The following is a 24,979-nucleotide window of genomic DNA, read 5'->3' on the forward strand; positions in this document are numbered from 1 at the left end:
GGCCTCGCGCTCTGCGCCGCTTCCTCAAAAATCGACCAGACGCTGATCACGAACCTCGTCGCCGAACACGGCCGCGAAGGTTTCCTCGCCGCCTGGCTCCGCGCCCGCAGTGCTGGCTGGGCCGCGGATCTCATCCCGACATCCCCGCCCCTCGTCCCCGAAGCCGAACAGGAGATCCAATCATGATTTTTCGCCGTTTCCGCTCACGCACCGCGCTGATCGCCGCCGCCATGATGTCCATGCCGATCATTGTGTCGCCCATGATCGCGACGCCGGCGCAGGCCCTTATCGTCTTCGACCCCTCGAACTATGCCCAGAACGTGCTGACGGCCGCGCGCACCCTGCAGCAGATCACCAATCAGATCACCTCGCTGCAGAACCAGGCGCAGATGCTGATCAATCAGGCGCGCAATCTCGCGAACCTGCCGTTCTCCGCGCTCCAGCAGATCCAGCAATCGGTGCAGAAAACGCAGCAGCTTATCAGCCAAGCGCGGAACATCGCCTTCAACGTCCAGCAGATCGACCAGATGTTCAGCCAAAGATACGGCAGCGTCTCGCTGTCGGCGACCGATCAGCAGCTCGTCAGCAATGCGCGCTCGCGCTGGCAGAATACGGTCGGCGGCCTGCAGGACGCGATGCGCATCCAGGCCGGCGTGGTCGGCAATATCGACAGCAATCGCACGCAGATGTCGACGCTGGTCACCCAAAGCCAGAGCGCGACCGGCGCCTTGCAGGCGACGCAGGCCGGCAACCAGTTGCTCGCACTTCAGTCCCAGCAGCTTTCTGACCTCGTCGCGCTGATCTCCGCCAATGGCCGCGCCGGCGCGCTGACCGAAGCCGAGCGCACGGCCGCCGCCGAACAGGGTCGCGAGCAGCGCCGCCGCTTCCTCGCGCCGGGCTCGGGCTACCAGCCCGGCAGCGTGCGGATGTTCAACGGCAACTGACCCCAGAGCGGGAGCATCGTTATGGACAGCAAGATGCTGGCGCGCGTCGGCGCCATCCTGTTCATCGCCGTCGCCATCACGGCGACGGTGATCGAGCTGACCCGCGAGGACGACGCGCCAGCATCCCCTCCGGTTCGGCAGCTCCGCCCTGAAACCGATCCGCTGCGCGAAGGGCAGCGCCGCTGCCAGCAGCTCGGGCAGGCCGCGGCGAACGACGCCGCATGCCTGCGCGTCTGGGCGGAAACCCGTGACCGCTTCCTCGGCAAGGCGCCATCGTCAGCTTCGAGCGAAGGACGCTGAGGCATGGGCACCGGCGTCATCGACCAGTTCCTCGGCACCTTCACCCGCTATATCGACTCCGGCTTCGGCCTGCTGTCGGGAGAGGTCGCCTTCATCGCGACCACGCTGATCGTCATCGACGTGACGCTGGCGGCGCTGTTCTGGAGCTGGGGCGCCGATGACGACATCATCGCGCGGCTCATCAAGAAGACCCTGTTCGTCGGCGTCTTCGCCTGGTTGATCTCCAACTGGAACAACCTCGCGAAGATCGTCTTCGAGAGCTTTTCGAGGCTGGGGCTGAAGGCCAGCGGCACCGGCTTCTCGGCCCAGGATCTGCTGCGCCCGGGCAAGGTCGCGCAGACCGGGCTCGACGCCGGTCGGCCGCTGCTGGAATCGATCTCCAGCCTGATGGGCTGGATCTCCTTTTTCGAGAACTTCATCCAGATCGCCTGCCTGCTCTTTGCCTGGGCGCTCATCTTGCTCGCCTTCTTCATCCTGGCCGTGCAGCTCTTCGTCACGCTGATCGAGTTCAAGCTTTCGACGCTCGCCGGCTTCGTGCTGATCCCCTTCGGTCTCTTCGGCAAGACCGCCTTTATGGCCGAACGCGTCCTCGGCCATGTCATCTCCTCGGGCATCAAAGTGCTGGTGCTCGCCGTCATCATCGGCATCGGCTCGACGCTGTTCTCACAGTTCACGCAAGGCGCCGCCGGGCAGAACCCGACCATCGACCAAGCGATGGCGATCGTGCTCGCGGCGCTCTCCCTGCTCGGCCTCGGCATCTTCGGCCCCGGCATCGCCAATGGTCTCGTCTCGGGCGGTCCGCAACTCGGCGCCGGCGCGGCGGTTGGCACGGGGCTGGCCGTCGGCGGCGCGGCAGTGGCCGCGGCCGGCGTGACAAGCCTGGCCGCTAAGGGAGGAGCCGCAGCCATCTCCGGGAGCGCAACTGCCGTGCGCGGCGGAGCGGCGGCTGCCGGCGCGACATCATCCGCCTATACGCTGGGATCGCTGGGCCAGTCCGGCGCCGCAGGCGTCGCTTCAGGCCTTGGCGGCATAGCCCACGCCGCGGGATCGGCCGCCATGTCTCCCTTGCGACGAGCCGCAGCCCGCGCGGCTGAGAGCCTCAAGTCCAGCTTCGACGACGGCGTGAAGGGAGGCTTCGGCGCGACCGGCGGATCCTCGACCAAGGGCACGGTCGGCGGCACCGCCGTCGCCTCGGCAACGCCGGCATCCACCAAGGCTGGTCCGCCGGCCTGGGCCAGCCGCATGAAGCGCTCGCAGCAGATCTCTCACGGCGTCAGCGCCGCAGCCCATGCCGTCCGCTCCGGCGACAGCCACGGCTCGGGCTCTTCCGTCAATCTCTCCGAGGGCAACCGCTCATGAACCTCTTTCGACGACCCGCCACGCATTATGGCCGGACACCCGAGCCCGAGACGCCCTACCAGAAGGCCGCGCAAATCTGGGACGAGCGCATCGGCTCGGCCCGTGTGCAAGCCAGGAACTGGCGCATCATGGCCTTCGGGTCGCTGATCCTCTCGGCCGGTTTCGCCGCGGCGCTCGTCTGGCAATCCGCGCACGGCACCGTCGTGCCCTGGGTCGTGCAGGTCGATCGGCTCGGCGAGGCGCAGACCATTGCTGCAGCAACTGCCGACTACCGCCCGACCGATCCGCAGATCGCCTGGCATCTCGCCCGCTTCGTCGAGCAGGTCAGGAGCATCCCGGCCGATCCGGTCATTGTCCGCCAGAACTGGCTGCGCGCCTATGACTGGTCCACCGATCGCGGCGCGGGCGCGCTCAACGACTATGCCCGCGCTAACGATCCCTTCGCCAAGGTCGGCAAGCAGCAGGTCGCCGTCGAAGTCTCCAGCGTCATTCGCGCCTCGCCGGACTCCTTCCGCGTCGCCTGGACGGAGCGCCGTTACGAGGACGGCAAGCTCTCCGCGACCGAACGCTGGACCGCGATCCTGACCATCGTGCTGCAGCCGCCGCGCGATGCCGAGCGGCTGAAAGCCAATCCACTCGGCATCTACGTCAACGCCATTAACTGGTCGCGGGAGATGAGCCAATGAGCCCGACGATCCGCAAGGGCGGAACACCGTCTTTCCGTAAACCCGCGTTTCCGGCTTTGCTGCTGTCCGCGACGATGTTGGCGGGCTGCGCTACCGAAAAGCCCCCGGAGATCAGCTACGACGCCGATGTGGCCCCTTTGCCTGCGGTGCCGGCCGCCGCCACCGATAATCGGCCGAGGCCGCTGCATATCCCGCCGGCCTGGACGCCGGCGCGCGGTGGAACCGCCGCCAATATGCCAACCGCGCGCGTCGAGAACGCCAATCTGGCAGCACGCGTCCAGCCGCGCCGCGAGGGCTATTACAACGCCATCCAGATTTATCCCTGGAGCGAGGGCGCGCTCTATCAGGTCTATGCCGCGCCCGGCCAGATCACCAATATCGCGTTGGAACCCGGCGAGAGCCTGACCGGTGCCGGCCCGATCGCCGCCGGCGATACCGCCCGCTGGATCATCGGCGACACCGAGAGCGGCAGCGGCGTCACTCGCCGCGTTCATGTGCTGGTAAAACCCTCGCGCGCCGACATCAGCACCAATCTCGTCATCACCACCGACCGGCGCACCTATATGCTCGAGCTGCGTTCCGGCGAGAAGCCCTACATGCCGGCCGTCTCCTGGGCCTATCCGCAATCCGCTGGCCAGCGTCAGGCCATGCCGGCAACGCCGGTCATTCCGGCCGCCACCGCGCGCAACTACCGCTATGGCCTGACCGGCGACAATCCACCATGGCGGCCGGTCGCCGCCTATGACGACGGCCGCCGCGTCTATGTCGAGTTCCCGCGCGGCATCGTCCAGGGCGAGATGCCGCCGATATTCGTGATCGGCCCGGAGGGCGAAGCCCAGATCGCCAATAGCCGCGTCCATCAGCACATCCTGATCGTCGACCGCCTGTTCGGTGCGGCCGAGCTGCGCCTCGGCAGCGGCGGCAAGCAGCAGACCGTCAGGATCACCCGCACCGATGGAAGGCCGTCGTCATGAGCGAGACCGAACCCACCGAACCGATGCGGCTGCGCGCCGAGCCGCCGCGCGTCACCCGCCTGTCGCGCAAGGTCCTCGCCGGCATCAGCGTGGCCGCCTCGCTCGGCGTCGGCGGCGCGCTGATCTACGCGCTGCAGACCCGCCATGCCGGCAAGGAGGGCGAGGAGCTTTACTCGACCGCCAACCGGCAGCCCGCTGATGGCCTCGCCGGCCTACCGCGCGACTATACCGGCCCGGTCCTCGGGCCGCCGCTGCCCGGCGATCTCGGCAAGCCGATCCTCGACGCTGGCGTTGCGCCACCCGCTATCGCGATGCCCAGCGTCGATGAGGCGGAGCAACGTCGGAAAGCCGAGGAGGAAGCCGCGCGCACCAGCACCGTGTTCTTCCAGTCGCGGGCGGGCTCGCCGGCCGCGCCCGGGACGCCGGGCGGCTCGCAAAATCCGGCCGGTCTCGACTTCACCGGCCAGCCCGGTCAGCCGACCGCGCAGGACAAGCAGCTCGCCTTCCTGAACGCGCCCGTCGATCGCCGCACGACCGCATCCGATCGCGTCATGGCGCCGGCCTCGCCCTTCGTGCTCCAGGCCGGCGCGGTAATTCCGGCTGCGCTCATCACCGGCATTCGCTCCGATCTGCCCGGGCAGATCACCGCGCAGGTAACGGAGCATATCTATGACAGCCCGACCGGCCGCATCCTGCTCGTGCCGCAGGGCACGCGCATCATTGGCCAATACGACAACAACGTGCAGTTCGGGCAGCGCCGCGTGCTGCTGGTCTGGAACCGGCTCATCCTGCCCAACGGCCGCTCGATGGTGCTGGAGCGTCAGCCCGGTGCCGACACGCGAGGCTATGCCGGCCTCGAGGACGGCGTCGATTATCACTGGTGGGATCTCGCCAAGGCCGCCGGCCTCTCGACCTTGCTCTCGATCGGCGCCGAACTCGCAATCAACGACGAGAACCGCCTTCTGCGCGCCATCCGCAGCGGCGGCCAGGATACCATCAACGATGCCGGCCAGCAGATCGTCCGGCGTCAGCTCAACGTCGCACCGACCCTGACTATCCGGCCGGGCTTCCCGGTCAGAGTCATCGTGACGCGCGACTTGGTATTCGAACCCTATCGAGACAAATGATGACGAAGCTGAAGCTCGGTCCGATCGCCGACGACAAGCCGGTCAAGGTGATGCTCGAACTGCCCGCAGCGCTCCACCGCGATCTCAAGACCTATGCCGAAGTGTTGGCACGCGAGACGGGACAGCCCGCGGCCGAGCCTATGAAGCTAGTTGTGCCGATGCTGGAGCGCTTCATTGCGACCGATCGCGGGTTTGCGAAGGCGCGGCGCGAAGCTGGACGGTGATGTGTGCTTCAAATCAGGCAGTTAGACATCATGAATAACTACTGGCCCGCTGACTTGGACATCGTGCGCGCGAGGCTGAGCAGTCGGCGCAGAGCAGGATTGTCGTTGCGCACAGACCAGACCGCTCTGAATGGAAGCTGCTCGTTGGCGATCGGTCGATAGGCAACACCTGGTATTTGCACCGCCGCAGCCGCCTCGCTGGTCAGCGTCAGGCCGCGGCCGACGGCGACCGCCGCCAGTAAATTGTGTCGGCCAACATATTGGATCTGGATCTCGGGATGATGCCCGAGATCGGCAAGCCGATGTAAGAGATAGTCGTGTATCTCCAGACCTGACGCTGCCTCGCTAACGATGAAGGCCTCCGTCGTTAGATCCGGCCAATCCAGTTCGTCCTTCTCGGCCAGCGCATGCGTATCGGGCAGCACCACGAACACGCGCTCTGACCAGAGATGCTCCGTCTCGCAGTCTGGCCAGTCGCGCATTCCTGTTAGAAAGGCCACGTCGAGTCGAAGCTGGCGGACGGCGGCAACGTGCTCGGCCGGTGCGCCGTCGATGAAATCAAGCCGCACATCTGAATGCTGCTGATCATAGGTACGGAAGAGGTCGGCCAGGAAACCGGAGGCGAAGGACGAGAAAATGCCGACCTTGACCCTTCCTGCCTCGACGCGCCCGATCGCTCCAACGTCTCTTGCGCCGTCACTAATCTGCTGAAGTGCCTTGCGTGCCCGCCGCAGGAATCTCTGACCTGCCAATGTCAGCGAGACACCGCCGTTGTGTCGATGAAATAGAGATGCGCCAAGTTCGTCCTCGAGATCGCGGATGCGTCGACTGATCGCCGACTCCTGAATCCCAAGTGCCACGGCCGCTTTTCGAAAGCTGCCATGGTCAGCCGCTGCAATGCAATAACGAAGATGACGCAGCTCTATGACCAGGGGCAGTACTCCAGATGAGTGGAATTTTTATCATCGTTGCGCGTTAATTATTGAGTTCGGTACTTTCATTAGTTGATGGGAAGGTGAGCAAAGCGAAGTAAGGGCGTGTTACTGATGCTGCTTTCCCTACGTGGCGCGACGCATTTTGGGAGGTACATCGGTGCAGGTACCCTTCGCGACCTCCGCCGCCATTCCGATGCTCTCGCCCAGCGTCGGGTGAGGATGGATCGTGCGGCCGATATCGGTCGCATCCGCCCCCATCTCGATGGCGAGACAGACTTCACCGATCATGTCGCCGGCGCTGGGGCCGATGATTGCGCCACCAACGATGCGGCCGGTTTCCTTCGCGAAGATGAGCTTCGTCGTACCGTAGTCGGCCGAATTAGCTATCGCACGGCCGGAGGCGCTCCACGGGAACTTGGCAACGTCGACGGCGAGCCCTTCGGCCTTGGCGGATTCCTCCGTCACTCCGACCCAGGCGATCTCCGGATCGAGATAGGCGACGGACGGGATCACCAGCGCGTCGAATGCTGCCTTGTGTCCGGCGGCGACCTCGGCGGCCACATGCCCCTCGTGGACCGCCTTGTGCGCGAGCATGGGCTGGCCAACGATATCGCCGATGGCAAAGATGTGCGGAACATTGGTCCGCATCTGCCGATCGACCCCGATAAAGCCGTTGTTCGCGGCGATGCCCGCCGCGTCCAGGGACAGGCCGCCACCGTTGGGCCTCCTGCCGGCAGCCTGGAGAATGAGGTCGTATTTTGCTTCGGCCTGGCCGTTGTCGAAGCGGGCGCTCAGCCCCTCCGGTCCGGGCACAACCTCCTCGAGCCGCGTCCCCGTCATGATGCGATCGAAACGCGCGGCATTCTGCTTCGTCCAGATCGCGACGAGATCACGGTCGACGCCGTTCAGGATGCGGTCGGCTTGCTCGACGACATCCACGCGGGCGCCGAGCGCGCAGTAGACCGTCGCCATTTCAAGACCAATGATTCCGCCGCCGACGACAAGCATCCGTTTGGGCGCACAGGGCAGCTCCAGAGCGCCGGTGGAGTCGACGATGCGGGGATCGGTGGGCAGATGAGGCAATGCGACGGGCGAGGAACCCGCCGCGATGATGCAGGAAGCGAAGCGCACGGATCGCATCTCTCCGTTCGGCAACGCGATGTCGAGTCGATTGGGATCGCCGAACCGAGCCGTTCCCGTGATGCGTTCGACCTTGCGGGCCTTGGCCATGAAGTCGAGACCATCGGTGAGTCGCTTCACCGTCGCGTTCTTGAAGCCGCGCAGTGCGTCGAGATCGATCTGCGGTTCCGCGAAGGTGAGCCCATGGGCCGCGAGACGGAGCGCTTCCTCCTTGATCGCGGCGACGTGCAACAGCGCCTTGGACGGAATGCAGCCGACGTTCAAGCAAACGCCGCCGAGCTGATCGCGGCTGTCGACGAGGGCAACACGCAAGCCGAGATCGGCGGCCCTGAAAGCGGCGGAATACCCGCCGGGTCCGCCACCGATGACGACGAGATCGAAGTCGTAGCCAGTCGCGTTGCCCGCCCCGGGACGAGCGGCTGGATCAGGCGCCGTTTCAGAGGGAGCCGATTGATCGCTGGGGGGTACCGGTTCGGCAGCCTCGGTTTCGATGAATCCCATGAGGGAACCGGTTGAGACGCGATCTCCCGGGGAGACGTTCAGGGACGGGATCGTTCCCGCGACAGGCGAGGGGACGTCCATCGTCGCCTTGTCGCTCTCGATAGATGCGATCGTTTGCTCGACGTCGATCTGGTCGCCCGCCTTGACGAAAATCTCGGCGATGGGAACGTCGTGAAAATCGCCGAGCTCCGGAACGGTCAGTTCAACCTTGGCCATGCCGTTCTCCTCAGAGCATCGCGCGGCGAAGGTCGCCGAGCAGCGTCGCGATATGGCCAAGGAAGCGAGCGGCGGCGACGCCGTCGACGACGCGATGATCCCAGGACAGGCTGAGCGGCATGATCAACCTTGGTTGGAAGGCCTGCCCGTCCCAGCGGGGCTCCATCCTGGATCGCGCCGCGCCGAGGATCGCAACCTCGGGGGCGTTGATGATCGGCGTGAAGCCTTCGCCGCCGATCCCCCCGAGAGAGGAAATCGAAAAGCATCCGCCCTCCATGTCGCGAGCCTGGAGCTTGCCCTGCCGCGCCTTCTCGGAAAGCACGCCCATTTCCGCGCCGATCTCCACCAGCCCCTTGCGATCGCAATCGCGGATGACCGGAACCAGGAGGCCGTTCGGGGTGTCCACCGCGAAGCCGACATGGATGTACTTCTTCTGGATGATCGTCTCGCCTTCGAGCGAAGCGTTGAAGCGTGGATGGGCGGCAAGCGCGATGGCCGAGGCCTTGATCAGGAAGGCGACCATGGTGAGCTTGACTGAGGGGTCGCGCTTCTCGGCATTGAGCGCGACGCGGAATGCCTCGAGTTCGGTGACATCGGCGCTGTCGAAGTTCGTGACGTGAGGGATGTGCAGCCAGTTTCGATGGAGCGTCGTTCCCGAAATGCGCTGGATGCGCGAGAGCGGGACGCGCTTGATCGGCCCGTACCTCTCGAAGTCGAAGGAGGGCATCGGTGGCAGCGAGAATCCGCCGCCCGGCTCCGACGGCGCGGCCATCTTCGCCTTCACGAACGCGAGCACGTCCTCGCGCAGCACCCGCCCCTTGGGACCGCTCGCCTTGACCCGGGCGAGGTCGACGCCGAGCTCCCGTGCGAAAGCTCGGATGGACGGCGTCGCATGCGCGCCCGATCCGGCCGCGACGGTTTCGGCGTCCTTTCTCGCGGGCGCAGGAGGCGCGACCGGCTGCGGTACCGGCGCGACGGGCTCCGGTGCCGCAGCAGTCGAGGGGCTCGGGGCCTGCTGGGCCGCGGTGGCCGGAGCGGGGGCGGTCTGTTCGCCTTCCACGTCGATCACCGCGACCGGGATTCCCTCGGAAACCCTGCGACCGATCTCGACCATGAGCTCGACAACGCGCCCGGCGTATGGCGAGGGGACCTCGAGGGTCGCCTTGTCGGACTCGAGGACGAGCAGCGGCGTGTCGACGGCGACGATATCGCCCGGCTTTACCAGCACTTCGATCACCGGGACGTCCTTGTAGTCGCCGATGGAAGGCAGCTCGACGGTTTGATGTGAGCTCAAGGAATTTCTCCAGAAAGCGCGATCAACGATGTTCGGCGGGGCTTCGGAAGGCGATCAGCGCAGCCATGGAGCCGTCGCGGCGGGTTCCAGGCCGTATTTCTCGATCGCCTTCGGCACGATATCGGGAGCGATCGTTCCCTTCCGTGCCAGGGCGTAGAGTGCGGCCAGGACCACATGCCGGCGGTCGACCTCGAAGAAGGCCCTTAGGGCAGGGCGCGTGTCGGAGCGTCCGAACCCGTCCGTCCCGAGCGCGACGAAGGGTGCGTCGACATAGGAAGCGATGAGCTGCGGATAGGCCCGGACATAGTCGGTGGCCGCGACGATCGGTGCGTCGCCCGGCAGCAATCGCTCGACATGGCTTTGCGCCGAAACGTCTCCCGTCAGGATGCGGTGACGCTCGACCTCGCGGGCTTCGCGAGCCAGCTCGCTGAAGCTCGTCGCGCTGAGGACCTCGGCTTCGATCCCCCAGTCCGACGACAGGAGCGATGCCGCAGCCACCACCTCCGGAAGGATCGCACCGGACCCGAGAAGACGCGCCGCCGCTTGTCCGGTCGCAGGTCCGCTCAGCGAGTACAGGCCCTTGATGATGCCTTCGGTGACCTTCTCCGGCATGGAGGGCTGCGCATAGCCCTCGTTCATGGCGGTGATGTAGTAGAACTCGTCGACCTGCTCCTCCATCATGCGTCGGGCGCCGTGATCGAGGATGATCGCCATCTCATAGGCGTAGGTGGGATCGTAGGCGCGGCAGTTCGGCACCATCGCCGCCATCAGGTGGCTGTTGCCGTCCTGATGCTGCAAGCCCTCGCCTCCGAGCGTGGTTCGACCGGCCGTCGCTCCGATCAGGAAGCCGCGGGCGCGCTGGTCGGCTGCGGCCCAGATGAGGTCGCCGATCCGCTGGAAACCGAACATCGAATAGTAGATGTAGAACGGCAGCATCGGCTTGCCGTGGACGCTGTATGAGGTCGCCGCAGCGACCCAGGACGAAATCGCTCCAGCCTCGGTGATACCTTCTTCCAAAAGCTGCCCGTCGACTGCTTCCTTGTAGTAGAGCATCGAACCGGCATCTTCCGGCTCGTAGAGCTGCCCGACCGGCGAGTAGATGCCAACCTGGCGGAAAAGATTGTCCATGCCGAAGGTGCGAGCCTCGTCGGCAACGATCGGCACGATACGGGGACCGAAATCCTTGCTCTTCAACAGATTGCTGAAGAGCCGCACGACCGCGAGAGTGGTCGACATCTCCTTACCGTCCGCCTTCAGCGCGAACTCGGCGTAGCTCGGCATCGCGGGCACCGTGATGACTTCCGCAGTCCGGCGCCGCGCCGGGAGATAGCCGCCTAGCTCACGACGGCGCGCATGCAGGTACTCCATCTCTGCCGAGCCTTCGGCCGGACGGTAGAACTCCAGGTTCTCGACCTGTCCGTTGGTTAGCGGCAGCGAGAACTTGTCCCGGAAGGCGAGCAGCGCGTCGACGTCGAGCTTCTTGGCCTGGTGGGCGGTCATGCGGGATTCGCCGGCTCCCCCCATGCCGTAGCCCTTCTTGGTCTTGGCCAGGATGACGGTCGGACGGCCCTTGGTATTCTTCGCGGCGAGGAAGGCAGCATAGAGCTTCCGGAAATCGTGGCCGCCGCGCTTGAGCTGGTCGATGTCCTTGTCGGACATGTGTGCGACCAGCTTACGGACCTCCGGGTCGCCGTCGAAGAAATGGACGAGGTTGTAGGCGCCGTCCTTGGCGCCGAGCGTCTGGTACTTGCCGTCGGTCGTCTCCGCGAAACGCTTCAGCAGGCTGTGAGAGGTGTCGCGCGCGAAGATCGGATCCCATTCCGAACCCCACAGAACCTTGATGACGTTCCACCCGGCGCCCCTGAAGAGGCTCTCGAGTTCCTGGATGATCTGGCCGTTCCCGCGCACCGGCCCGTCCAGGCGCTGGAGGTTGCAGTTCACGATGAAGGTCAGGTTGTCGAGGTTCTCCCGGGCGGCGAGCGACAGGGCCGCGATCGACTCCGGCTCGTCCATTTCGCCGTCGCCGAAGACACCCCAGACATGCTGCTCGTCGGTATCGTGCAGCTTCCGATCGCGCATGTACCGCATGAAGCGCGCCTGGTAGATGGCGCTGATCGGGCCGATGCCCATCGAGCCGGTCGGGAATTGCCAGAATTCCGGCATCAGCCAGGGGTGAGGGTAGGAGCAGAGGCCCGCGCCGGTGATCTCCTGGCGGTAATGCGCCAGATTGTCTTCGTTCAGACGCCCCTCGAGGAAGGCTCGGGCATAGACGCCGGGGGCCGAGTGCGGCTGGAAGAAGACGAGATCGCCGCCATCCTTATCGTTCGCGGCGCGGAAGAAGTGATTGAAGCCGAGCTCGAAGATCTCGGCCGCGGACGCATAGCTCGCGACATGCCCGCCGAGTTCGCCGTAGGCCCGATTGGCTCGAACGACCATCGCCAGCGCGTTCCAGCGAATGATCGAGGTGATACGCTCTTCCATCGCCAGATCGCCCGGGAAAGGCGGTTGCTTCTCGATCTCGATCGTGTTTCGGTACGGCGAGTAGGGAAGGCTGTCCTCGACGATCCCGATTTCCTTTGCGCGTCGTTCAAGGGCATCGAGCAGGAAGCGTGCTCTCGCCTCTCCCTCGACCTTCGCTACGGACTCCAGCGACTCCAGCCAGTCTGTCGTTTCCGCGGGATCGGCATCGTCGGCGCGGGAGAAAGCTCCCCGGTTGGACAAGGAATTCACGGTGCTCTCCGTCTCATTGGTCACGGCGCAGGTCTGCGCCGCCGCCGGAAGGCGGCGGTTGTGTCAGGGGCGGTGGCTGGCGCCTTACGGCTTCAGCGCCTTGCAGAAGTCGACGATGGCGTCACAGGCTCGGGCCAGCGTTCGGTCATCGAGCGCGTAGGCGATGCGGAAGAACCTGGGCAGCCCGAAAGCGCTGCCGTGGACCGTCGCGACACCGGCCTCGTCGAGAAGGGCGTTCACGACGTCCTCGTCCGAGCCCAGTCTCGTGCCGGCGGCCGTGGTCTTGCCGATCAGCTCCTCGCAGGACGGGAAGGCATAGAACGCTCCCCCGGGTGTGTCGCATCGCAGGCCGGGCGCTCGGTTGAGGCGTTCGACCATCATGTCGCGACGCCGCTGGAAGACCTCCCTCGATTCCCGAACGAAGTCCTGGGGCCCGGTCAGAGCGGCCAGAGCGGCGTGCTGGGAAATGGTGCAGGCACCGGACGTCTGTTGGCCCTGGAGCTTCTCCATGTTCTCGATGAGCCAGTGCGGTCCCGTGCCGAAGCCGATACGCCATCCGGTCATGGCGTAGGCCTTTGAGACGCCGTTCATTGTCAACGTGCGCCCGATCAGTCGGGGCTCGACCTGGGCGATCGTATGGAACTCGGCGCCGTCGAAGATCAGGTGCTCGTAGATGTCGTCCGAGAAGATCAGCACGTGGGGGTGCGCCAGCAGGATCTTGGCCAGCGCGAGCAAATCCTCACGCGAATAAACGGCGCCCGTCGGATTCGACGGCGAGTTGAGGATGATCCAGCGTGTCCTGGGCGTGATCGCCGTCTCCAGCGCTTCGGCGGTCAGCCTGAAGCCGCTTTCCGGCCCGCAAGGCACGACGACGGACTTGCCGCCGCAGAGCTGGACGATCTCGGGATAGCTGACCCAGTATGGCGCTGGGATGATGACCTCGTCGCCTTCGTTCAGCGTCGCCGCCATCGCGTTGAAGATGACCTGCTTGCCGCCGCTGCAAACAAGCGTATCCCTCCAGTCGACCGCCAGGCCATTCTCGCGCCGAAATTTCTCGGCGATGGCTTCGCGCAGGGGGCGCAGGCCCGCAACCTGGGTGTAGCGGGTCTGTCCCGAACGGATCGCCGTGATACCGGCCTCCCGCACGTGCTCGGGTGTATCGAAATCGGGCTCGCCCGCGCTCAGCGAAATCACCTGCGCTCCGGCGGCACGTTTCGCCGCGACCCGGTCCATGACCTTGTAGGTGGCCGAAGGTTGCGCGGCGGCCAGGAAGCGATTCAGCCCAAAGGCCTGATCGTCATCCGACGGCGGCAAGGAGAGGGCGGGCGCGGCCATCACGCCTTCCTCTGAAGCGTATGATAGCCCATCGCCGCACGAGCCTCGCCGATCGTTGCGCCCTGCTCGATGCGTTCGCGGATCGCGCTCTCGCTCTTCTCGATGGCGCGCGCTGTGTTGGCGACGTCGCGTGCCCGGTCCCGCGGAACGATCACGACGCCGTTGGAGTCCGCCACGATGATGTCGCGCGAAACCACGCGGACGGTTCCGACCGACACGGTGCCGTTCACGCTCTCGACCTGGACTCGGTCCTTGCCGGTACGCATGAAACGGCCGACGCTGAAGATCGGGTAGCTGTCGTTCAGGGCGCGGTTCACGTCGCGACAGACGCCGTTAATCACGGTTCCGGCGATCCCGCGAATGCCGGAGTATTGGGTCATGATGTCGCCCCAGACCGTGCAGTCGGTACGGCCCTCATTGTCGATCACGATGATGTCGCCTTCGGCGACGTCATCGATGAAGTCGCCGACCGTTCCGGCAGGAGACGAGGCCGGGACGTATTTGACGGTGAAGGCCGGACCGACGATCACGTTGGAATAGTCGGCGAGCGGACGAATGCCGAAGGCCTGACCGTGTAGGCCGAGCTTGTCCAGAGCGTCGGAAACGCCGGGGGTGTCCAGGCCAACAAACAGCTCGACGAGCTCGCGATCTTCGGCGCTGGCCTTCTTGGGATTGCTGGTCATGCTGGTCTCCTTAGGGGGACGGCCGATGTGGCCAATGTCTCGAATTCGATCGACGGGAGAGGCTGCGCTGGCGAGCGCCGGAAGTTCTGAACGGCCCCCCGTCCCGGGTGGCTCGAACGGATTACTTGGCATAGGCGCCTTTGTAGGTGCCGGCAGCGATGCTCTGCATCATCTCGGCTTCTTTGGCTGCTTGTGCCCGGACCGCAGCGATGAGCGATTCAGCCAGCGCCGGAGCGAACGCGACGACTCCGTCCTGGTCACCGACAACGATGTCTCTAGGGCTGATGACCTGCCCGCCGATAGACACCGGCACATTGATTTCGCCGGGGCCGCTCTTGTAGGGGCCACGGTGAATCGCGGCGCGCGCAAAAACCGGAAAGTCGCCGATCGCGAGGTCGGCCGCATCGCGGATGGCTCCGTCGAGCACGAACCCAGCAGCGCCTCGCTTTGCGGCGATCGCCGCCATGATCTCGCCGATCAATGCTCGATCGACGGCGCCACCGCCATCTACGACGATGACGTCACCGGGCTTCACCAGTTCGAGCGCCTGGTGAATGACCAGGTTGTCGCCGGGACGCGTGCGCACTGTCAGCGCCGTTCCGACCATATGACGACCGTTATGGAACGGTCGAAGCCCGACCGCGCCAGGCAACCTATCAAGGTTGTCGCTGATGAGGGCGGTCGCGACGCTCGCAAACAGGGAGGCTGTTCCTTCTGCCGATTGCCGCACTAGCTCTTGCGTTCCAGACATGCTGATTTCCTGCGTGGCTTTGCCGTCCCCGGGGGGCGGCTAAAGCGGAAGACGATGTTTCAAAACCGGAGGTGGCTGGGCCTTCTCGTCGGAGGCACTCGATCCCGCGCGAGAACGCCAAATGCCCCTCGGCGGACGGGCCGATGAGATCAGCCGATATGAAAGCGACCGCGATGGTTTCTCCGAGCTACGACGAGGAAATCTTGCCCCTCGCTGACAACGGGGACCATCTTCCCGCTTTGAATGGGCGCGTCCATTTCGATTGGCAGGCGAGGGCGATATCCTGAAAATATCGATCTAGGTTCTGCGGCTGTTTCCTTGCGGGCCGCGGCGCGAAGCCTCAGTCCCCGGCTTCACTCCGCTGTGCTGCGCTGCGTGTAGCCCAGGCGCCCATTGAGCTCCTGCAGGAGCTTCTCGGCTGCGTCGGCGATGACCGTGCCGGGCGGGAAGATCGCGCTGGCGCCGGCTTCGATCAGGGCGTCGAAATCCTGCGGCGGGATGACGCCGCCGACGACGATCATGATGTCGGGCCGGCCGGCCTTGGCGAGCGCCGCCTTCAGCTCCGGCACAAGCGTGAGGTGGCCTGCCGCCAGCGACGAGACGCCGACGATGTGGACGTCGTTCTCGACCGCCTGGCGCGCCGCCTCGTCGGGTGTCGCGAAGAGCGGGCCGATATCGACGTCGAAGCCGAGATCGGCGAAGGCCGAGGCGATCACCTTCTGGCCGCGGTCGTGTCCGTCCTGGCCCATCTTGGCGACGAGGATGCGCGGGCGGCGCCCATCCGCCTCCTCGAAGGCCTCGCACATCAACTGCACGCGCGTCACGGCAGGGTTCATCTCGCCGACCTCCCGCTTGTAGACGCCCGAGATCGCCTTGATCTCGGCGCGATGGCGCCCGAACACCTTTTCCATCGCCATCGAGATCTCGCCGACGGTGGCCTTGGCCCGCGCCGCCTTGACCGCGAGGTCGAGCAGATTGCCGTCGCCTTGCGCGCCATTGGTGAGGGCAGTGAGCGCCGCTTGCGTCTCCGCCTCATCGCGCTCGGCCTTGAGTCGCCGGAGCTTGTCGAGCTGCTGGGCGCGGACCGAGGCGTTGTCGACCTTGAGCACGTCGATCGCCGCCTCGTTCTCCGGCTTGTAGATGTTGACGCCGATGATCGCCTGCTGGCGGCCGTCGATGCGCGCCTGGGTCTTGGCGGCGGCTTCCTCGATCCGGAGCTTGGGGATGCCGGCTTCGATCGCCTTGGCCATGCCGCCCAGCGCCTCGACCTCCTGGATGTGACCCCAGGCCTTGGCGGCGAGTTCGGCGGTCAGTCGCTCGACATAATAGGAGCCGCCCCAGGGATCGATGATCCGTGTCGTGCCGCTCTCCTGCTGCAGCACGATCTGGGTGTTGCGGGCGATGCGGGCGGAAAAGTCGGTCGGCAGGGCCAGCGCCTCGTCGAGGGCGTTGGTGTGCAGCGACTGGGTGTGCCCCTGCGTCGCCGCCATCGCCTCGATCATGGTGCGCGGCACGTTGTTGAACACGTCCTGCGCCGTCAGCGACCAGCCCGAGGTCTGGCAATGGGTGCGCAAGGGAAGGGATTTCTCGTTCTGCGCCCCGAAATCCTTGACCAGCTTGGCCCAGATCAATCGCGCCGCTCGGAGCTTCGCCACCTCCATGAAGAAGTTCATGCCGATGGCCCAGAAGAAGGAGAGCCGCGGCGCGAAGACGTCGACGCCCAGGCCCGCCTGCTGGCCGGCGCGGATGTATTCGACGCCGTCGGCGAGGGTGTAGCCGAGCTCCAGGTCCTGCGTCGCTCCGGCCTCCTGCATGTGATAGCCGGAGATCGAGATCGAGTTGAACTTCGGCATGTTCGCCGAGGTGTAGGCGAAGATGTCGCCGATGATCCGCATCGAGGGCGAGGGCGGGTAGATATAGGTGTTGCGGACCATGAACTCCTTGAGGATGTCGTTCTGGATGGTCCCCGAGAGCTTGGCCGCCGGCACGCCCTGTTCTTCCGCTGCGACGATATAGAGCGCCAGAACCGGCAGCACGGCGCCGTTCATCGTCATCGATACGCTCATCTGGTCGAGCGGGATGCCGGAGAACAGCGTGCGCATGTCGTAGATCGAATCGATCGCGACGCCGGCCATGCCGACATCGCCGCCGACGCGCGGATGGTCGCTGTCATAGCCGCGATGGGTGGCGAGATCGAAGGCGACCGAGAGCCCCTTCTGGCCGGCGGCGAGGTTGCGCCGGTAGAAGGCGTTGGAGTCCTCCGCCGTGGAGAAGCCGGCATATTGCCGGATCGTCCAGGGCTGGTTGACGTACATGGTCGGGTAGGGGCCGCGCAGATAGGGCGCGATGCCCGGCAGGGTATCGACGAAAGGCAGGCCGTCGCGATCGGCAACTGTGTAGAGCGGCTTGACCGGGATGTCTTCCGGCGTCTGCCAGGGCTCGCCGCTGGCCTGCGGCGCGCTCGTGCCGGCAACGGTGTCGGCGAAGGCGAGCTTCGTGAAATCCGGGATCGCGGTCATGGCTTGCTCCCATTTCCGGCGAGAGCTTGGGCGTACTCCAGGGTTTCGATGACGTCGCATCCCACGAAGACGAAACGCGACACGCCCGCCCTTCGGAGTGGTGCCTCGTCAGCCGGGCGGCCAGCCAGCCAGAGGGTTGCCCCCGCCTCGGCGAGTGCTTCCGCCGAAGACACGCCTTCGTCGGCGTAGGCGGCATCCGAGCCACATAGGCAGGCGAGCTTCGCGCCCGAGGCACGGAATGCAGAGACCAAGGCCTCCAGATCGGTGGTCCCGCTCCTGGCGAAATCGTCGCCGCTTGGAGCAGCGAGGCCGCCGGCCTCGAACAGGTTGCGGGCGAAGCCGGCGCGCGCGGTGAAGGCGGCGATGGAGCCGAGCGTCGCCAGAAAGACGACGGGCCGCTGCGGGGAGGCGTCCGATTTGTCGCGCAGGCTTTCAAACGGTTCGGACGACCTGATCGAAGGCAAGACTTCAATGCTCGGGCCCTGAGGGCTGGACACGGATTCGTTGTGTGCGGCTGCTCCCGGGATGCGGGCGAGGATGCGTTCTTCCGAGGCTTGCGCGGCGAGGCTGTCCAAACGCTCCCGCTCAATCGGAGGGACCGAAGCGATGTCGATCACCGTCACGCGGCCCTCCCGGATATTGGGAAACTCGCTGGTGCCGGTGATCGGCCTTCGGCGGGTTGCAACCGCCATGGCGGAGGCGCGGCGTTCATCCGCTAGACTGTGCTGGACAGTGCCGTTGGTGAGACCCGCAAGCAAGCCTTGCAGATCCTCAGTGCGCTCGCCTTCGAAATCCTGGAACCGGCTCCAACCTCGCTCGCACAGCGCCTGGGTCAGGGCCTCGAAACCGCCCGCGCCGGCGGCCGGATCGGCGACGCGCCAGAGATTGGATTCCTCCAGCAGGATGAGCTGGGTATTGCGCGCCACGCGGCGGGCGAAAGCGTCCGGCAGGCCGAGCGCCGCGGTGAAGGGCAGGACGGTCAGCGAATCGGCGCCGCCGACCCCAGCCGCGAAGGCGGCGATGGTGCCACGCAGCAGGTTGACCCAGGGGTCGCGCCGGGTGAGGGCGCGCCAGGCCGTCTCGGCATGGATCGTCGCGGGCTTCTGCTTGAGCCCGCAGGCCTGCTGCACTCGGTTCCAGAGCAGGCGAGCGGCGCGAAATTTCGCGACCGTCAGGAATTCGTCCGTATCGGCGACGAGCGTGAAGGCGATGGCGTCGCGCGCCTCGGCCAGCGTCAGGCCGTGCGCTTCCAGCGCACGCAGATAGGCTACGGCCGTCGCGAGGGCGGCGCCGAGCTCCTGCGCTTCGCTGGCGCCGGCCTCGTGCCAGGGGCGGGTGTCGACCGTGATGAAGGGACCCTTGAAGCCGCGCTGCTTCAGCGCCGCGATCACGGTCGCCAGCCGGCGGCCGACTTCCGGCCAGGGCGCCGCGAGCGCGCCATGGCTGGCGAGAACACCGATGGGATCGAGCCCGAATTCCACCGAGAGCTCGGCGGAGGCATGGCCGCGCTTCTCGATCAGAGCCGCGAGCATCAGAGCATTGACGCGGCCTTGCGGTGCCGGGTCGAGCCGCAGCCGTACCAGGTCGAGCATGACGCCCTCGAGCGCCCGGTCGAGCATCGCGACGTTGTCGGCTATGAGGCCGTAGCCGCGCGCGGCGCGGGCACCGGCGAAGGCGAGCGTCAGCATCTCGGCGCCGCCTTCGAGATCGGCCATGGCGAGCGCCTGCGCTTCATCCGCGTGAGGATGGTCGAGCCGCGCCGCGACATGCCAGCGCCCGGCCTCGGCCCGGAAGGCGCGTTCGCCCGAAGCCGCAGCGTAGAGCGGTTCGACGGGGATGCCGTCGGCATTGCACCCGACCAGCTTCTTCTCGAAATCGGCGCCCTTCAGCACCTTGTCGACGGCGGTGCGCCACGCGTCGCGCGACGGTGCGGGGAAGGCGTCGAGATAGGGGAGGTCGGGTGAGGCAGCCGCCATCAGCCGAATTCCATAATGACGGCGTCGACGGCGAGGGAATCGCCCTCCTTCGCCATGATCTTGGCGATGGTGACGTCCTTCTCGGCGCGCAGCGCGTTCTCCATCTTCATCGCCTCGACCATGGCGAGCGGCTCGCCGGCCTTGACCTCCTGCCCGACCGTGACCCCGATCGACTTGACCAGGCCCGGCATCGGGCAGAGCAGGAACTTGCCGGTGTCGGCCGCGGCCTTCTCCGGCATCAGCGCCGCCAGCTCCGCCTCGCGCGGCGTGTAGACATGCGCGTTTGCATAGGCGCCGGCATGGCCGAGCGCGACGCCGTTCAGGATCGGCCGGATCTGCGCGGCGATGGCGACGCCATCGATCGTGCCGCGCCAGACCGGCTCGCCCGGCCGCCAGTCGCTGGCGATCGTCAGGCTGCGCTCGGGGAACGCGATCGTCACCGCCCCACCCTGCTCCGAAACCTGCCCCTCGAAGCGCTCACCGCCGAGCGAGACGATGCGGGTGCGCTCGAACTCGACCTTGCGCCAGCCTTCCATCTGCGCCGAGACGTGGCGCTTGCGGCTGTTCAGGCGATGGTCGCAGGCGATCGCGATCGCCGCCATGCGCAAGGCGATCTCGCCCTCCGGCTGCGGCAGGGAAAAGCCCTCAGGGAATTCCTCGGCGATGAAGCCGGTCGAGAGATTGCCCGAGATCCAGCGCGGATGCTGCATCACCGCCGCGACGAACGGGATGTTGTGGCGGATGCCGTCGATGGCGAAGGCGTCGAGCGCGCGCGCCTGCGCCTTGATCGCCGCCTCGCGCGTCGGCGCGTGCGTCACCAGCTTGGCGATCATCGGGTCGTAATAGATCGAGATCTCGCCGCCCTCGAACACGCCGGTGTCGTTGCGCACGGTGGCGTCGCCATCCGGCCCCTCGCCCGGCGGGCGATAGGTCACGAGCCGCCCGGTCGAGGGCAGGAAGTTGCGGGTCGGGTCCTCGGCATAGACTCTGGATTCGACCGCCCAGCCATCGAGCTTCACATCGGCCTGGCTGATCGCGAGCTTCTCGCCATAGGCGACGCGGATCATCTGCTCGACAAGGTCGATGCCGGTGATCATCTCCGTCACCGGGTGCTCGACCTGCAGGCGGGTGTTCATCTCCAGAAAATAAAAGGAACGGTCCTGGCCGGCGACGAACTCGACCGTGCCGGCGCTGTCGTAGTTCACCGCCTTGGCCAGCGCGACCGCCTGCTCGCCCATCCTGCGGCGGGTCGCCTCGTCGAGCAGCGGCGACGGCGCCTCCTCCAGCACCTTCTGGTTGCGGCGCTGGATCGAGCATTCGCGCTCGCCGAGATAGATGACGTTGCCGTGCTTGTCGCCCAGCACCTGGATCTCGATATGGCGGGGGTCGACGATGAACTTCTCGACGAAGACGCGGTCGTCGCCGAAGGAGGACGCCGCCTCCGACTTCGCCCGGGCGAAGCCCTCGGCGACCTCGCCGGCCGAATGGGCGATGCGCATGCCCTTGCCGCCGCCGCCGGCCGAAGCCTTGATCATCACGGGATAGCCGATCTCGTCGGCGATCTTGACCGCGTGCTCCGGGCTCTCGATCACGCCGAGGAAGCCGGGAACCGTCGAGACCTTGGCGGCGGCCGCCGCCTTCTTCGATTCGATCTTGTCGCCCATCGCGGCGATGGCGCCGGGATTGGGCCCGATGAAGACGATGCCGTTCTCCTTCAGCGCCGTGGCGAAGGCCTCGCGCTCGGAGAGGAAGCCATAGCCGGGGTGGACGGCTTCGGCACCCGTCTGCTTGCAGGCGGCGATGATCTTGTCGATCTGGAGATAGGATTCGGCGGCCGGGGCGGCGCCGATATGCACGGCCTCGTCCGCCATCTCGACATGCAGCGCATCGCGGTCGGCATCGGAATAGACCGCCACCGTCCCGATGCCCATGCGCTTTGCCGTCTTGATGACGCGGCAGGCGATCTCGCCACGGTTCGCGATCAGAATTTTCGTGAACATGAATAGCTTCTCAAGATGCGGCGCGGCAACCGTCGCCGGAAAATCAAAGGACGCGCTGGGAAACCCGGGTGAGGGCCGTCGCGAGCGCGAGTTTGAGAGCTTCGGCGGGGACGAAGATCAGGAAGCCGAGATGGAAGGCGCGTTCAAACCCGATCAACGTCGCCAACCAGACGGCACCACAGGTCATGATGATCGCGTCCGCTATCAGCAGGCAGGCGAAGGTGCTTCGAGCGTTCTTCAGCAACCCCTTTTCGCTGAAGCGGCCAAGGGCCCACGTGGCAACCAGGAAACCGAGCAGGTAACCTGTCGTCGGCCCTCCGAAATAGGCGGCTCCGCCCCCGCTGACGAAAACCGGTGCGCCTGCAATGCCGAGAGTGAGGTACGCGAGGACCGCGGCAGATCCCAGTCGGCTGCCGTAGGATACGCCCAGGCAGAGAACCGCAAAGGTCTGCATGGACATTTTCACGGGCCAGAACGGCACTTGAACGTGCGCTGATACCGTCAGCAGAAGCACGCCGATGATGATCAGCATTGTCGTGCGAATGAAGCGGTAAGAAGTGGTCCCGGGCCAGATCCGATCGACGAGCGGGGAAGCGGCGTTCGCGGCGACGAGCATGTTCTTTTCCTTGGATCCGAGCCAGTGCCCGGCGAGATAGAAGATCGTAGGGATCAGCATCGGGAGGCTTTGAACCCGGCGAGGTATTCGGAGGCGTGGATCACCTGCTCCGCCTCGGGATCCAGGCTGCTGACCAGCCAGAGCAACTGCGAGATTTCATCGATGATCTCGGTCGCATGATCCGGATCGGGACATACTTCCGCGATCTGGTTTAGGAGCCTTCCGAGCTCCTCGAAGCGGTCCGATCGAGTGTCGGCATTCTGCATTGGCATTTCCGCCCGGATTGGCACCCGCTCACAGCGGGATGTTGTCGTGCTTGCGCCAGGGCCGCTCGACGTTCTTGGTGCGCAGCATGGCGAGCGCCCGGGCGATGCGCCGGCGGGTCGAGTGCGGCATGATCACTTCGTCGATATAGCCGCGCTCGGCCGCGACGAAGGGGGACATGAAGCGGTCCTCATATTCCCTGGTCTGGCGCGCGATGGTCTCGGCATCGCCGCCGCGGAAGATGATCTCGACCGCGCCCTTGGCGCCCATCACCGCGATCTGCGCCGTCGGCCAGGCATAGTTGACGTCGGCGCCGATATGCTTGGAGGCCATCACGTCATAGGCGCCGCCGAAGGCTTTTCGCGTGATGACCGTGACCAGCGGCACGGTGCATTCGCTGTAGGCGAAGAGCAGCTTGGCGCCGTGCTTGATCAGGCCGCCATATTCCTGCGCCGTGCCCGGCAGGAAGCCGGGGACATCGACCAGAGTGACGATCGGGATCTCGAAGGCGTCGCAATAGCGCACGAAGCGGGCCCCTTTCCGGCTGGCGTCGGAATCGAGCACGCCGGCCAGCACCATCGGCTGATTGGCGACGATGCCGACGGTGCGGCCCTCGATCCGGGCGAAGCCGGTGACGATGTTCCTGGCGTAGGCTTCCTGGATCTCGAAGAAATCGCCCTCGTCGACGACCTTCAGGATCAATTCCTTGATGTCGTAGGGTTTGTTCGGATTGTCCGGCACCAGCGTGTCGAGGCTCATGTCGACACGGTCGGGCACGTCGAAGCTCGGCCATTCCGGCACGCCGACGGTGTTGTTGGCCGGCAGGAAGTCGATCAGGCGGCGCACCTGCAGCAGCGCCTCGACATCGTTCTCGAAGGAGCCGTCGGCGACCGAGGATTTGGAGGTGTGGACCTTGGCGCCGCCCAGCTCCTCGGAGGTCACGGTCTCGTTGGTGACGGTCTTCACCACCTCCGGCCCGGTGACGAACATGTAGCTGGTGTCGCGGACCATGAAGATGAAGTCGGTCATCGCCGGCGAATAGACGTCGCCGCCGGCGCAGGGGCCCATGATCACCGAGATCTGCGGGATGACGCCAGAGGCCTGCACGTTGCGCTTGAAGACCTCGCCATAGCCGCCGAGCGCCGCGACGCCCTCCTGGATGCGGGCGCCGCCGGCGTCGAACAGGCCGACGATGGGGCTGCGCATCTTCAGCGCCATGTCCTGGATCTTGATGATCTTCTGCGCGTGCGTCTCGGAGAGCGAGCCGCCGAGGACCGTGAAATCCTTGGAGAAGACGAAGACGGTGCGGCCATTGACCGTGCCCCAGCCGGTGACGACGCCGTCGCCGGGGATCTTCTCGCCCTTGTCCATGCCGAAATCGACGCAGCGATGCTGCACGAACATGTCGAACTCCTCGAAGGAGTCCTTGTCGAGCAGGAGTTCGATGCGCTCGCGGGCGGTGAGCTTGCCGCGCTTGTGCTGCGCCTCGATGCGGCGCTCGCCGCCGCCCTTGCGGGCGCCTTCGCGGCGGGTTTTGAGGTCGGAGAGGATATGAAGCATCTGTGACTCGTCGATCGATTGGCCGCCGGGCGGCTGGTTGCTCCCCGGGAGGAAGACGGGCCGTTGAAGGTCGAGGCGGTACCGACGGCCCGTGCGGGCTCAATGCGCGATGATCCTCGCGAGGAAATCGCGCGCCCGGGTCGATTGCGGGGTCGAGAAGAACGTATCCTTTGGTGTGTCCTCGACGATCTCGCCCTTGTCCATGAACACGACCCGATCCGCGACCCGCCGCGCGAAACCCATCTCGTGGGTTACTACGACCATGGTCATTCCTTCCTTCGCCAAGGAGGTCATGACGTCGAGAACCTCGTTGATCATCTCCGGATCGAGGGCGGACGTCGGCTCGTCGAACAGCATGAGCATCGGGTCCATGCAAAGCGCTCGGGCGATGGCCACGCGCTGTTGCTGGCCGCCGGAGAGCTGTGCGGGAAACTTGTGCGCGTGGTCCTGCATGGCCACCCGCGCGAGCAGGGCTTTTGCCTTGCCTTCGCTTTCTTTCCTGCCGCGTCCGAGAACCTTCACCTGCGCCAGCAGCAGATTTTCGAGCACGGTGAGGTGCTGGAAGAGCTCGAAGCTCTGGAAGACCATGCCGGCGCGAGCGCGCAGGAGGGGCAGCCCGGAGCCCGCCGACCCGACATCGACATCCTCGACGAGAATCCGACCTCCCTGGATCGGCTCGAGCCCGTTCACCGTCTTGATGAGTGTCGACTTGCCCGATCCCGAGGGACCGCAGACGACCACGACCTCGCCCCGATTGACTACGAGATTGCAGTTCCGAAGGACCTGGATCGGGCCGTAATGCTTGGATACGTCTTCGATACGGATAACTGGTGTCACGCTAGCAC

22 protein-coding genes are annotated in these 24,979 nt (G+C 65.7%); 8 read left to right on the forward strand and 14 right to left on the reverse strand.

What is annotated here, in order from left to right; translation table 11 throughout:
• From AC1RRW_RS21110 to AC1RRW_RS21145, 8 genes are all read left to right on the forward strand, one after another.
• Nucleotides 1-186, forward strand: a 186-nt coding sequence (locus AC1RRW_RS21110; RefSeq protein WP_492903526.1) for a hypothetical protein, incomplete at its 5' end; no start/stop codon positions are given.
• Nucleotides 183-944, forward strand: coding sequence for a P-type conjugative transfer protein TrbJ (gene trbJ / locus AC1RRW_RS21115; RefSeq protein WP_492903528.1), 762 nt, complete (start codon nt 183-185; stop codon nt 942-944). The genes AC1RRW_RS21110 and trbJ, both read left to right, overlap by 4 nt.
• Nucleotides 945-965: 21 nt before the next feature.
• Complete coding sequence (gene trbK-alt, locus AC1RRW_RS21120) at nt 966-1,244, forward strand: putative entry exclusion protein TrbK-alt (RefSeq protein ID WP_492903530.1); 279 nt, start codon at nt 966-968, stop codon at nt 1,242-1,244.
• Nucleotides 1,245-1,247: 3 nt separating this feature from the next.
• The gene (trbL, locus tag AC1RRW_RS21125) at nt 1,248-2,603 is read left to right on the forward strand and encodes a P-type conjugative transfer protein TrbL (RefSeq protein WP_492903532.1); all 1,356 of its coding nucleotides are present in this window, start codon (nt 1,248-1,250) and stop codon (nt 2,601-2,603) included.
• Entirely contained in the window at nt 2,600-3,289 is a 690-nt protein-coding gene (trbF, locus tag AC1RRW_RS21130; protein WP_492903534.1) for a conjugal transfer protein TrbF, read from the forward strand. The genes trbL and trbF overlap by 4 nt, the downstream gene beginning before the upstream one ends.
• Nucleotides 3,286-4,263 (forward strand): P-type conjugative transfer protein TrbG, encoded by a 978-nt coding sequence (gene trbG, locus AC1RRW_RS21135; protein WP_492903536.1) that lies wholly within the window; start codon nt 3,286-3,288, stop codon nt 4,261-4,263. Before trbF ends, trbG begins: the two co-directional genes overlap by 4 nt.
• Entirely contained in the window at nt 4,260-5,390 is a 1,131-nt protein-coding gene (locus AC1RRW_RS21140) for a TraB/TrbI/VirB10 family type IV secretion system protein (protein ID WP_492903537.1), read from the forward strand. Before trbG ends, AC1RRW_RS21140 begins: the two co-directional genes overlap by 4 nt.
• A complete protein-coding gene (locus tag AC1RRW_RS21145; protein WP_492903539.1) occupies nt 5,390-5,614 on the forward strand; it encodes a DUF2274 domain-containing protein in 225 nt (74 codons plus the stop codon). Before AC1RRW_RS21140 ends, AC1RRW_RS21145 begins: the two co-directional genes overlap by 1 nt.
• A 38-nt stretch (nt 5,615-5,652) precedes the next feature.
• Here AC1RRW_RS21145 and AC1RRW_RS21150 read toward each other — a convergent pair whose 3' ends face one another.
• The 14 genes from AC1RRW_RS21150 to AC1RRW_RS21215 form a co-directional block, all read right to left on the reverse strand.
• A complete protein-coding gene (locus tag AC1RRW_RS21150) occupies nt 5,653-6,552 on the reverse strand; it encodes a LysR family transcriptional regulator (protein ID WP_492903582.1) in 900 nt (299 codons plus the stop codon).
• Between the two features lie 120 nt (nt 6,553-6,672).
• A complete protein-coding gene (gene lpdA / locus AC1RRW_RS21155; protein ID WP_492903541.1) occupies nt 6,673-8,406 on the reverse strand; it encodes a dihydrolipoyl dehydrogenase in 1,734 nt (577 codons plus the stop codon).
• 10 nt (nt 8,407-8,416) lie between these two features.
• Nucleotides 8,417-9,700, reverse strand: coding sequence for a 2-oxo acid dehydrogenase subunit E2 (locus AC1RRW_RS21160; protein ID WP_492903542.1), 1,284 nt, complete (start codon nt 9,698-9,700; stop codon nt 8,417-8,419).
• 54 nt (nt 9,701-9,754) lie between these two features.
• Complete coding sequence (gene mdeB, locus AC1RRW_RS21165; RefSeq protein WP_492903584.1) at nt 9,755-12,430, reverse strand: alpha-ketoglutarate dehydrogenase; 2,676 nt, start codon at nt 12,428-12,430, stop codon at nt 9,755-9,757.
• Nucleotides 12,431-12,514: 84 nt separating this feature from the next.
• Nucleotides 12,515-13,663, reverse strand: coding sequence for a pyridoxal phosphate-dependent aminotransferase (locus AC1RRW_RS21170; protein WP_492903586.1), 1,149 nt, complete (start codon nt 13,661-13,663; stop codon nt 12,515-12,517).
• Between the two features lie 101 nt (nt 13,664-13,764).
• Entirely contained in the window at nt 13,765-14,448 is a 684-nt protein-coding gene (locus AC1RRW_RS21175) for an RraA family protein (protein WP_492903544.1), read from the reverse strand.
• Between the two features lie 121 nt (nt 14,449-14,569).
• Nucleotides 14,570-15,199 (reverse strand): RraA family protein, encoded by a 630-nt coding sequence (locus AC1RRW_RS21180; RefSeq protein ID WP_492903545.1) that lies wholly within the window; start codon nt 15,197-15,199, stop codon nt 14,570-14,572.
• A gap of 353 nt (nt 15,200-15,552) precedes the next feature.
• A complete protein-coding gene (scpA, locus tag AC1RRW_RS21185) occupies nt 15,553-17,718 on the reverse strand; it encodes a methylmalonyl-CoA mutase (RefSeq protein ID WP_492903546.1) in 2,166 nt (721 codons plus the stop codon).
• Nucleotides 17,715-19,694, reverse strand: a complete 1,980-nt coding sequence (locus tag AC1RRW_RS21190) for a methylmalonyl-CoA mutase family protein (protein ID WP_492903547.1) — start codon at nt 19,692-19,694, stop codon at nt 17,715-17,717. Before AC1RRW_RS21190 ends, scpA begins: the two co-directional genes overlap by 4 nt.
• The gene (locus AC1RRW_RS21195) at nt 19,694-21,694 is read right to left on the reverse strand and encodes an acetyl-CoA carboxylase biotin carboxylase subunit (protein ID WP_492903549.1); all 2,001 of its coding nucleotides are present in this window, start codon (nt 21,692-21,694) and stop codon (nt 19,694-19,696) included. Before AC1RRW_RS21195 ends, AC1RRW_RS21190 begins: the two co-directional genes overlap by 1 nt.
• Before the next feature lie 43 nt (nt 21,695-21,737).
• Nucleotides 21,738-22,370: a biotin transporter BioY gene (locus tag AC1RRW_RS21200; RefSeq protein ID WP_492903551.1), complete on the reverse strand. Its 633-nt coding sequence runs from the start codon at nt 22,368-22,370 to the stop codon at nt 21,738-21,740.
• Nucleotides 22,364-22,576 carry a hypothetical protein gene (locus AC1RRW_RS21205; RefSeq protein ID WP_492903553.1) on the reverse strand — a complete coding sequence of 71 codons (213 nt, stop codon included), beginning with the start codon at nt 22,574-22,576 and terminating at the stop codon, nt 22,364-22,366. The genes AC1RRW_RS21200 and AC1RRW_RS21205 overlap by 7 nt, the downstream gene beginning before the upstream one ends.
• Before the next feature lie 28 nt (nt 22,577-22,604).
• Complete coding sequence (locus AC1RRW_RS21210; RefSeq protein ID WP_492903555.1) at nt 22,605-24,134, reverse strand: acyl-CoA carboxylase subunit beta; 1,530 nt, start codon at nt 24,132-24,134, stop codon at nt 22,605-22,607.
• 99 nt (nt 24,135-24,233) lie between these two features.
• Nucleotides 24,234-24,971 (reverse strand): amino acid ABC transporter ATP-binding protein, encoded by a 738-nt coding sequence (locus tag AC1RRW_RS21215; protein WP_492903556.1) that lies wholly within the window; start codon nt 24,969-24,971, stop codon nt 24,234-24,236.
• Nucleotides 24,972-24,979 lie beyond the last annotated feature (8 nt).

The organism is Allobosea sp. GW821-FHT12C12 (genome assembly GCF_058807355.1).

Bases quoted from the DNA above. Each gene is read 5' to 3' on its own strand.
- lpdA (WP_492903541.1), bottom strand. From the start codon at position 8,406: ATGGCCAAGGTTGAACTGACCGTTCCGGAGCTCGGCGATTTTCACGAC.
- AC1RRW_RS21190 (WP_492903547.1), bottom strand. From the start codon at position 19,694: ATGGCGGCTGCCTCACCCGACCTCCCCTATCTCGACGCCTTCCCCGCA.
- trbG (WP_492903536.1), top strand. From the start codon at position 3,286: ATGAGCCCGACGATCCGCAAGGGCGGAACACCGTCTTTCCGTAAACCC.
- AC1RRW_RS21145 (WP_492903539.1), top strand. From the start codon at position 5,390: ATGACGAAGCTGAAGCTCGGTCCGATCGCCGACGACAAGCCGGTCAAG.
- AC1RRW_RS21180 (WP_492903545.1), bottom strand. From the start codon at position 15,199: ATGTCTGGAACGCAAGAGCTAGTGCGGCAATCGGCAGAAGGAACAGCC.
- AC1RRW_RS21195 (WP_492903549.1), bottom strand. From the start codon at position 21,694: ATGTTCACGAAAATTCTGATCGCGAACCGTGGCGAGATCGCCTGCCGC.
- trbK-alt (WP_492903530.1), top strand. From the start codon at position 966: ATGGACAGCAAGATGCTGGCGCGCGTCGGCGCCATCCTGTTCATCGCC.
- AC1RRW_RS21210 (WP_492903555.1), bottom strand. From the start codon at position 24,134: ATGCTTCATATCCTCTCCGACCTCAAAACCCGCCGCGAAGGCGCCCGC.
- scpA (WP_492903546.1), bottom strand. From the start codon at position 17,718: ATGACCGCGATCCCGGATTTCACGAAGCTCGCCTTCGCCGACACCGTT.
- AC1RRW_RS21200 (WP_492903551.1), bottom strand. From the start codon at position 22,370: ATGCTGATCCCTACGATCTTCTATCTCGCCGGGCACTGGCTCGGATCC.
- AC1RRW_RS21170 (WP_492903586.1), bottom strand. From the start codon at position 13,663: ATGGACCGGGTCGCGGCGAAACGTGCCGCCGGAGCGCAGGTGATTTCG.
- AC1RRW_RS21205 (WP_492903553.1), bottom strand. From the start codon at position 22,576: ATGCAGAATGCCGACACTCGATCGGACCGCTTCGAGGAGCTCGGAAGG.
- trbF (WP_492903534.1), top strand. From the start codon at position 2,600: ATGAACCTCTTTCGACGACCCGCCACGCATTATGGCCGGACACCCGAG.
- trbJ (WP_492903528.1), top strand. From the start codon at position 183: ATGATTTTTCGCCGTTTCCGCTCACGCACCGCGCTGATCGCCGCCGCC.
- AC1RRW_RS21175 (WP_492903544.1), bottom strand. From the start codon at position 14,448: ATGACCAGCAATCCCAAGAAGGCCAGCGCCGAAGATCGCGAGCTCGTC.
- AC1RRW_RS21140 (WP_492903537.1), top strand. From the start codon at position 4,260: ATGAGCGAGACCGAACCCACCGAACCGATGCGGCTGCGCGCCGAGCCG.
- trbL (WP_492903532.1), top strand. From the start codon at position 1,248: ATGGGCACCGGCGTCATCGACCAGTTCCTCGGCACCTTCACCCGCTAT.